This is a genomic window from Streptomyces sp. AA1529 (genome assembly GCF_000280905.1).
Lineage (GTDB): Bacteria > Actinomycetota > Actinomycetes > Streptomycetales > Streptomycetaceae > Streptomyces.
In genome coordinates, this window is the sequence record NZ_ALAP01000002.1 from 56,741 (window position 1) to 64,958 (window position 8,218).

An 8,218-nucleotide genomic window follows, 5' to 3' on the forward strand; every position below is an offset into this window, starting at 1 on the left:
TCAGCCCTCACGGCCCTCGGCGGCGTCCCGGCCCGGTTCGCTCCCGCCCGGCTCGCCCGCACCCGGCTCCGCGGGGTGGCCCAGCTCGGCGGCCAGCTTGCGCACCAGGTCGTAGGCCGCGTCGGGGATGACCGTGCCGGGCGGGAAGACGGCCGTCGCGCCGGCCTCGTGCAGCGCCGCCACGTCGGCGGGCGGAATCACCCCGCCGACGACGATCATGATGTCGTCCCGGCCCGCCGCCGCGAGCTCCTCGCGCAGCGCCGGGACCAGCGTGAGGTGACCGGCCGCCAGCGAGGAGACGCCCACGATGTGCGCGTCCGCCTCGACCGCCTGCCGCGCCACCTCCGCCGGAGTCTGGAACAGCGGGCCGACGTCGACGTCGAACCCCAGGTCGGCGAAGGCGGTGGCGATCACCTTCTGTCCGCGGTCGTGGCCGTCCTGCCCCATCTTGGCCACCAGCAGCCGCGGCCTGCGGCCCTCCGCCTCCTCGAAGGCGTCCACCAGCTCGCGGGTGCGGGTCAGGGACGACGACACTCCGGCCTCCTCGCGGTACACACCGGAAATCGTACGGATCTGGCCCGCGTGCCGCCCGTACACCTTCTCCAACGCGTCCGAGATCTCCCCGACGGTGGCCATGGCCCGCGCCGCGTCCACCGCGAGCGCCAGCAGGTTGTTCTCCAGACCCGGCCCCGAAGCGGCCCCGGCGGCCCGGGTGAGCGCCTCCAGAGCCGCCCCGCAGGCCGCCTCGTCCCGTTCGGCGCGCAGCCGCCGCAGCTTCTCGACCTGCTGGGCCCGCACCGCCGAGTTGTCGACCTTCAGCACGTCGATCTGCTCGTCGTCGACCGCCCGGTACTTGTTGACCCCGATCACCGGCTGCCGGCCGGAGTCGATCCGGGCCTGGGTGCGCGCCGCCGCCTCCTCGACGCGCAGCTTGGGAATGCCCGCGTCGATGGCCTTGGCCATCCCGCCCGCGGCCTCGACCTCCTCGATGTGCTGCCACGCCCGGCGCGCCAGGTCGTGGGTGAGCCGCTCCACATAGGCGCTGCCGCCCCACGGATCGATCACCCGGCAGGTGCCCGACTCCTGCTGCAACAGGAGCTGCGTGTTCCGGGCGATCCGCGCGGAGAAGTCCGTCGGCAGCGCCAGCGCCTCGTCCAGCGCGTTGGTGTGCAGCGACTGGGTGTGCCCCTGGGTCGCCGCCATCGCCTCGACACAGGTACGGGTGACGTTGTTGAACACGTCCTGCGCCGTCAGCGACCAGCCGGAGGTCTGCGAGTGGGTGCGCAGCGAGAGCGACTTGGGGTTCTGCGGGCCGAACCGCGAGACCAGCTTCGCCCACAGCAGCCGCGCCGCGCGCAGCTTGGCGACCTCCATGAAGAAGTTCATGCCGATCGCCCAGAAGAACGACAGCCGCGGTGCGAACGCGTCCACGTCCATCCCCGCCGCCATCCCGGCGCGCAGGTACTCCACCCCGTCCGCCAGGGTGTAGGCCAGCTCCAGATCCGCCGTCGCCCCGGCCTCCTGGATGTGGTAGCCGGAGATGGAGATGGAGTTGTACCGCGGCATCTTCTGCGAGGTGTACGCGAAGATGTCGGAGATGATCCGCATGGAGGGCTGCGGCGGGTAGATGTAGGTGTTGCGGACCATGAACTCCTTGAGGATGTCGTTCTGGATGGTCCCCGCCAGCTTCTCCGGCGGCACACCCTGCTCCTCCGCCGCGACGATGTAGAGCGCCAGCACCGGCAGCACCGCGCCGTTCATCGTCATCGAGACCGTCATCCGGTCCAGCGGGATGCCGTCGAAGAGCTGCCGCATGTCGTAGAGCGAGTCGATCGCCACGCCCGCCATCCCGACATCGCCCGTCACCCGCGGATGGTCGCTGTCGTAGCCCCGGTGGGTGGGCAGATCGAAGGCGACGGACAGGCCCTTCTGACCGGCGGCCAGGTTGCGCCGGTAGAAGGCGTTGGACTCCTCGGCGGTGGAGAACCCCGCGTACTGGCGGATCGTCCAGGGCTGGTTGACGTACATCGTCGGATACGGGCCCCGCAGATACGGCGCGATTCCCGGATAGGTCTCCAGGAAGTCGAGCCCCCGCAGATCCTCGTCCGTGTAGAGCGGCTTGACCGCGATGCCCTCGGGCGTGTTCCAGTCCAGCTCCGGGACCTCGCGCCCGGTCCGCTCCGCGACCGCCTCGCGCCACTGCCCGGCGGTGCCCTCGGCGGGTTCCGGGCCGTCCAGGCCGACGGTCGTGAAGTCGGGCACCGGGCTCCCCGGTTCCGCGTCCGGTCCTGTCGTCCGGCGGCTCATGCGTCGACCCCCATGCAGTCGAGAAGGGAGGTGAGGAGGGCGACGGCATCGCCGCCCGCGTGGACGAGCCCGTCGGTTCCGTACCCGGCGCACTCGGCTTCCCCGGGACGGCCCGCCAGCAGCACCCGGGTGGCGCCCGCCGCCCGGAGCGCGGCGGCCACGTCCGCCGCCTGCTCGGCGTAGAGCGTGTCGCTGGAGCACAGGCAGGCGACCGAGGCGCCGCTGCCCCCGAACGCGCCGGCGGCGTTCTCCGCGTCCACCGTCACCGGGTCGTGCACCGGCTCGATGCCCCCGGCGCGGGCGAGGTTGGCGACGAACGAGACCCGCGCGGTGTGCACGGCGGCCGGGCCCAGCGCCGCCAGGAACAGCTTCGGGCGGGCACCGGTCGCCGCCAGGTGCGCGTCCGAGCGGGCCCGCAGCGCCTCGAACCGGTCGTCGCGGCGCACCCGCGGCAGCCCGCCGCCGGGCCGCTCGGGCGCCGGTTCCCGCTCCACCGGCCGCTCGTCCAGCAGCGGGAACTCGCTGACGCCGGTGATCGGTTCGCTCCGGTGCGCCAGCGCCCGGCCGCGCTCCGCCCAGCCCTCGCGCAGCCGCGCCTCGACCAGCCCGTCGCGCAGCGCGGCCGCCATGCCGCCCGCGGCCTCGATCTCCTGGAACCAGGCCCAGGCCGCGCGGGCCAACTCGTCGGTGAGCGCCTCCACGTACCAGGAGCCGCCCGCCGGGTCGATCACCCCGGCCAGATGGGACTCCTCCAGCAGGATGGTGGAGGTGTTGCGGGCGATCCGGCGGGCGAACCCGTCCGGCAGGCCGAGCGCGTCGTCGAACGGCAGCACCGTGACGGCGTCCGCGCCGCCCGCCCCGGCCGCCAGCGTCGCCACCGTCGTACGGAGCATGTTCACCCACGGGTCGCGGCGGGTCATCATCACCGCCGACGTCACCGCGTGCTGCCGCTGGGCGCCCGCCCGTGAGGGGGCGCCGCACGCCTGTACGACGCGCGACCACAGCCGGCGCGCCGCACGCAGCGCCGCCATGCTGGTGAACTGGTCCGCCGTCGCGGCGTACCGGAACTCCAGCTGCCCGCAGGCCGCCTCCACCGGCATCCCGGCAGCCGTCATGTCCCGCAGACAGGCCACTCCGGTCGCCAGAGCGCAGCCCAGTTCCTGCGCGGGTGTGCCCCCCGCCTCGTGGTACGGCAGCGTGTCCACCACGTAGGTGCGCAGCCCCGGTTCCCGCCGTCCGCACTCCTCCGCCAGCGCCGCCGCCTCGCGGCGCAGCTCCGGTACCGCCTCGTGCGCTCCGGTGCGTGCCGCGTACCCCAGCGGATCGGCCCCCAGCAGGCTGCCGGGGGCGGGCTCGGCACCGTCCGTCAGACGCCCGCGCAGCCGCAGCAGTTCGGCGGCCGCCCGGCCGAAGTCGGCGCCCGCCTCCAGCACCACCGGCGCCAGATCGAGATAGACGCCCTCCAGGGCGCGCTCCAGGTCCTCGACCGGCAGCCCGCCCTCGCCCACCGCCAGCCAGACGGAGGTGACACCGTTCTCCAGGTCGCCGAGCACCGCCTCCCGGGTCCCGGCGGCGTCGGTACGGGTGTGCCGCTGCCGTACGTCCCAGCCGTGCGCGGCGTTGCCCTCGGGACGGGCTCCCCTGGTGAACGGCGCGAACCCGGGGAACCCCCGCGGGCCGCCCGCCCCCTCCTTCGCGACTTCCCCCGTGACTTCCCTCGTGTACAGGGGGCGTACGTCGATGCCGTCGGTGAGCGTCGTGGTGAGGGCGGACTCGGGCTCGGAGGCGTCCGGGACCGTCGCTCCCGTCTTGCGCAGAACCCCGGAGACGAGCTGCTGCCACTGCTCGTACGTGGCGTCCGGGAAGTCCTGCGCGAGGGAGAGCCCTTCTTCAGGCGGGACCGTCATGGCCGCAGATTAGGTGAGGTGACCGGCGAGTAGCAGCAACCCGAGGGTGTGACCTTGCACTCTCCCGGCGCGGGCGGCCGGCCTTCGCACGGTCTGCCGGGCGTGCCACGGCTCCCGCCGGCTCATCCGGTCCGCGCGGCGAGCTCCCGCCGGGCGAGTCGGTCGGCCCGGCGTGTCGTCTCCGGCTGGCGGTATGCGGGGGCCAGCCGGAGCACGAGGGCGCAGGCGTTGTCCAGGCTGATGCCGCTGCCCACGGAGACGAACACCGGCTTGACCCCTTCCTGGGTGCGCAGTGCCCGGCCGACCCGCTCGCCGTCCATGGTCAGCGGCGACCACGCACCCCGCTCCCGGGCCGGGGCCTCGTGGTCGAAGACGAACGGGGTCTTGGCCACTCCGAAGCAGGGGAGACCCGTCAGCACTCCCAGGTGCACGGCGAGTCCCGCGCGCCGGGGGTGTGCGACGCCGTAGCCGTCGCACACCACCACATCCGGCCGCGGGCACCGGGACAGCCCGCGCAGCGCGGCGGCGACCGACGGCAGTTCGCGGAACGCCAGCAGCCCGGGGACGTAGGGGAAGGAGGTGCGCCCCACGTGCACCGACTCGTCCAGCACGGTCAGCGTCGCCGCGTCCAGCACGACGGCCGCCGCGACCAGTCCGCCGTCGTCGGCGTAGGCGACATCGACCCCGGCGACCGTGCGCACCTCGTCCGGACCGGGACCGGGGCCGACCGGATCGGCCGCCTCACGCAGCCGCTCCTGCGCCGCCACCGCTTCTGCCTCCGTGGTGGGCCACCCCTCCGGCACCGCCGTCACCCCGTGGTGCGCTTCCGCCCCGACCGTCCCCACGTCACGCTCCCGTTCGTCCCGCTGTTCCCAGGTGCGCGCGGCGGCACGGCCCGCCGCGGGTCACTGCGCGCAGACGACATCGTGCAGTTCGATCGGATGCGAGTCCAGCGCGACGTAGGCGGTCGCGCTGCTCGCCGTCCCGTCCGCCCAGTGGGCGGTCACCGTGGCCCAGCCGACCCCCGCCGACTGCGCGGTGGTCACCGGGCCGACCTCGATGTCCTGCGGCGTGTTCTGCGCGCACAGGAGGACATCGCGGTCGGGGTGCCGTGCCTGCTTCCGCTTGAGGAGGTCGGAGACGAAGTGCTCCCGCTGCACACGGTCCGGGCCGTGCGTCCCGTAGAACCAGGTCAGGAAGCGGTGGATCTCCGGACCGGTGTGGCGCCGTGCCGCGGTGTGCCCGCTCCCGGCCGGGGGCTCGTAGATCTGCGGGGTGGGACGCGCCGGGGCCGCATGCGCACTCGGGGCTCCCTGTCCGGACGGTGCGGCCCGGGCGCTCGGCGGCACCAGCGCCAGGAGCGCGGCACCGGAGGCGCACAGCGCGAGTACTCCGGCGCCCCGGCACCGGGCACGGCTCCTGCGGACGGCGGTGCGGGTGGTGACGGCGAAGCGGAACATGGACACCTCTTCTTGTCGGGCGCTGCCCCGAATACGGGGGCTCGGTGACCGCATGGTCCGCCGTCCGGGATGCCGACGGAGCGGGGACGCCGCAACCCGCCCTCGCAAACCCTCCTTCCGGGTGACGGTGGGCCCCGCTCTCGGCACGCACCGGTGCGCTGGGGGAGCCCGGCCTGGATCCGCCGCGCGCAGGACGGTGAGCGCGACGGCACCGCAGCGCGTAGCCTGCCTCTCCCATCGATCCGGGCCGGGAGGGAGCACCCCATGGGAGCCGAAGCGCGAGCGGACCGTGCCCTGCGCTCGGTGGATCTCGCGCGCGTCGCCGGGATCTCCACGCAGCAGGTGCGCAACTACGAGGCGGCGGGCGTACTGCCACCCGCCTCGCGCACCGAGTCCGGGTACCGGGTCTTCACCCCGCGCCACCGCGCCGCACTCCTCACCTTCCGAGGACTGGCGAAGGGCTACGGCCCCGGTCCCGCCCGGAACATGCTGCACGCCGTCCACGAGGGCGACATACCGGCCGCACTGGAGCTGGTGAACGAGTGCCATGCCACGCTCCATGAGCAGCGCCGATCGCTCCGGACGGCGAGCGAGGCGCTGACGGCCACGGCGGAGCGGGCGCCCGAGGAGGCGACACCGAGCCGCGGGGTGCTGCGCATCGGCGAACTGGCCCACCAGCTCGGCCTGCGGCCCTCCGCGCTGCGCGTGTGGGAAGCGGCCGGACTGCTGAGCCCGCACCGCGAACCGGGCACCGGCTACCGGGGGTTCGGCCCCGCGGAGATCCGCGACGCCCGTCTGATCGCCCTGCTCCGGCAGAGCCGCTACCCGCTGCCGCAGATCCGCACCGTTCTGGAGGGTCTGCGCGAGACCGGCGGCACGGGTGAGCTGCGGGCCGCGCTCGCTCGCCGCGACGCGGAGCTGACGGCCCGCACCGCGGCCATGCTGGAGGGAGCCGGACTGCTGTACGCGTATCTGCGCGACCACGCCTCCGGCGACCCGGCCGCCACGGCCGGGCCCGTGGCCGGGGACCGCTCCGGGAGCGGGCCGGACCGTAGGGGAGCGGACGGTTTCGGGGACGCGGGAGCTCCGGGACGGGCGGACTGACGCACCTCCGGTATACCCCGGCCGGGCCCGGCCCACCTGGCGGCCGGAGGGCCGGACCGCGGGGGCCGCCGGCCCCGCGACAGGGCATTCCTCCACGCCCGGAGAAACGGACGGAGAGAAGCGGAGTGCCGTCCGCGGGAGCCCGTGCCGAATCTCTTGACAGCCCGGTCCCCGCACTGGATTACTGGGCACACCGAATGTTCGGTCGGTATCCGGCCAGAAGCGGGAGGTCGCAGGTGGGAAACGGTGTGGAGGCCGGGAGCGGGCCCGTGGAGGCGATGCTCGGCGCCGATCGGGCCTCCAGCGCCCTCGGGATCGAACTGGTGGAGGGCGGCGCGGGATTCGCCACCGTGCGGATGCGGGTGACCGGCGACATGCTCAACGGGCACGGCACCGCGCACGGCGGCCACCTCTTCCTGCTCGCGGACACCGCGTTCGCCTGCGCGTGCAACAGCCACGGCCCGGTGACCGTGGCGGCCGGCGCGGACATCACCTTCGTGGCGCCCGCATGGGAGGGCGATGAGCTGCTGGCCGTCGCCCGGGAGCGCACCCGCTACGGCCGCAGCGGCCTCTACGACGTGACCGTGCTGCGCGGTGAGCAGGTGGTCGCGGAGTTCAGAGGGCGCAGCCGCACCACCACGCCTGTGAAGTGAGACGGGGAGCAGCGATGACGGACGAACTGCTGGACGCCGGGGAGCGGCTGAGCGCGGAGGAACTGCGGCAGGTGCAGCTGGAGCGCCTCCAGGTCACCCTCCGGCACGCCTACCGGGACGTGGAGCTGTACCGGAAGAAGTTCGACGAGGCCGGTGTGCGGCCCGCTGACTGCCGCACCCTGGAGGATCTGGCGAAGTTTCCCTTCACCACCAAGTCCGATCTGCGCGACACCTATCCGTTCGGCATGTTCGGTGTGCCGATGGAGGACGTCCGCCGTGTCCACGCCTCCAGCGGTTCGACGGGCCGCCCGACCGTGGTCGGGTACACCGAACGGGATCTCGACACCTGGGCCGATCTGGTCGCCCGCTGCATCCGGGCGGCGGGTGGCCGACCCGGACACAAGGTGCATGTCTCCTACGGGTACGGGCTGTTCACGGGCGGCCTGGGAGCGCATTACGGTGCCGAGCGCGCCGGGTGCACCGTCGTCCCGGCCTCGGGCGGGATGACGGCACGGCAGGTGCAGCTCATCCAGGACTTCCGGCCCGAGATCATCATGGTCACGCCCACCTACATGCTCACGTTGCTGGACGAGTTCGAGCGCCAGGGCATCGACCCGCGCGGCACCTCGCTGCGGGTGGGCATCTTCGGCGCCGAGCCGTGGACGGAGGCGATGCGGCGGGAGATCGAGGAGCGGTTCGACCTGCACGCGGTGGACATCTACGGGCTCTCGGAGGTGATGGGGCCGGGCGTCGCCCAGGGAGTGCGTGGAAACCAAGGACGGCCTCC

General features: G+C 73.8%; 6 protein-coding genes and 1 pseudogene. 3 read left to right on the forward strand and 4 right to left on the reverse strand.

From position 1 onward, the window contains the following. The 4 genes from scpA to A949_RS0100500 all read right to left on the reverse strand — a co-directional run bounded on the left by scpA (nt 1) and on the right by A949_RS0100500 (nt 5,674). Nucleotides 1-2,307, reverse strand: a complete 2,307-nt coding sequence (gene scpA / locus A949_RS0100485; RefSeq protein ID WP_237735696.1) for a methylmalonyl-CoA mutase — start codon at nt 2,305-2,307, stop codon at nt 1-3. Further along, nucleotides 2,304-4,214 (reverse strand): methylmalonyl-CoA mutase subunit beta, encoded by a 1,911-nt coding sequence (locus tag A949_RS0100490; RefSeq protein ID WP_019354049.1) that lies wholly within the window; start codon nt 4,212-4,214, stop codon nt 2,304-2,306. Before A949_RS0100490 ends, scpA begins: the two co-directional genes overlap by 4 nt. A 122-nt stretch (nt 4,215-4,336) precedes the next feature. Beyond that, on the reverse strand, nt 4,337-5,059 hold the full coding sequence (locus A949_RS0100495) for an endonuclease V (RefSeq protein ID WP_019354050.1): 723 nt from the start codon (nt 5,057-5,059) through the stop codon (nt 4,337-4,339). A gap of 60 nt (nt 5,060-5,119) precedes the next feature. Beyond that, nucleotides 5,120-5,674 (reverse strand): hypothetical protein, encoded by a 555-nt coding sequence (locus tag A949_RS0100500; protein WP_019354051.1) that lies wholly within the window; start codon nt 5,672-5,674, stop codon nt 5,120-5,122. A gap of 264 nt (nt 5,675-5,938) precedes the next feature. On the opposite strand from A949_RS0100500, the gene A949_RS0100505 reads away from it, so the two are divergent. The 3 genes and pseudogenes from A949_RS0100505 to A949_RS31945 all read left to right on the forward strand — a co-directional run. Further along, nucleotides 5,939-6,778: a MerR family transcriptional regulator gene (locus A949_RS0100505; RefSeq protein WP_019354052.1), complete on the forward strand. Its 840-nt coding sequence runs from the start codon at nt 5,939-5,941 to the stop codon at nt 6,776-6,778. Nucleotides 6,779-7,056: 278 nt separating this feature from the next. Continuing rightward, nucleotides 7,057-7,431 (forward strand): hydroxyphenylacetyl-CoA thioesterase PaaI, encoded by a 375-nt coding sequence (paaI, locus tag A949_RS0100510; protein ID WP_051019348.1) that lies wholly within the window; start codon nt 7,057-7,059, stop codon nt 7,429-7,431. A 14-nt stretch (nt 7,432-7,445) separates the two neighbouring features. Beyond that, a pseudogene (locus A949_RS31945) lies at nt 7,446-8,218 on the forward strand (AMP-binding protein); the annotation flags it as partial.

What these genes read in the sequence shown, in the direction of transcription:
- scpA (WP_237735696.1), bottom strand. Translation starts at nt 2,307, where the DNA reads ATGAGCCGCCGGACGACAGGACCGGACGCGGAACCGGGGAGCCCGGTG.
- A949_RS0100490 (WP_019354049.1), bottom strand. Translation starts at nt 4,214, where the DNA reads ATGACGGTCCCGCCTGAAGAAGGGCTCTCCCTCGCGCAGGACTTCCCG.
- A949_RS0100500 (WP_019354051.1), bottom strand. Translation starts at nt 5,674, where the DNA reads ATGTTCCGCTTCGCCGTCACCACCCGCACCGCCGTCCGCAGGAGCCGT.
- A949_RS0100505 (WP_019354052.1), top strand. Translation starts at nt 5,939, where the DNA reads ATGGGAGCCGAAGCGCGAGCGGACCGTGCCCTGCGCTCGGTGGATCTC.
- paaI (WP_051019348.1), top strand. Translation starts at nt 7,057, where the DNA reads ATGCTCGGCGCCGATCGGGCCTCCAGCGCCCTCGGGATCGAACTGGTG.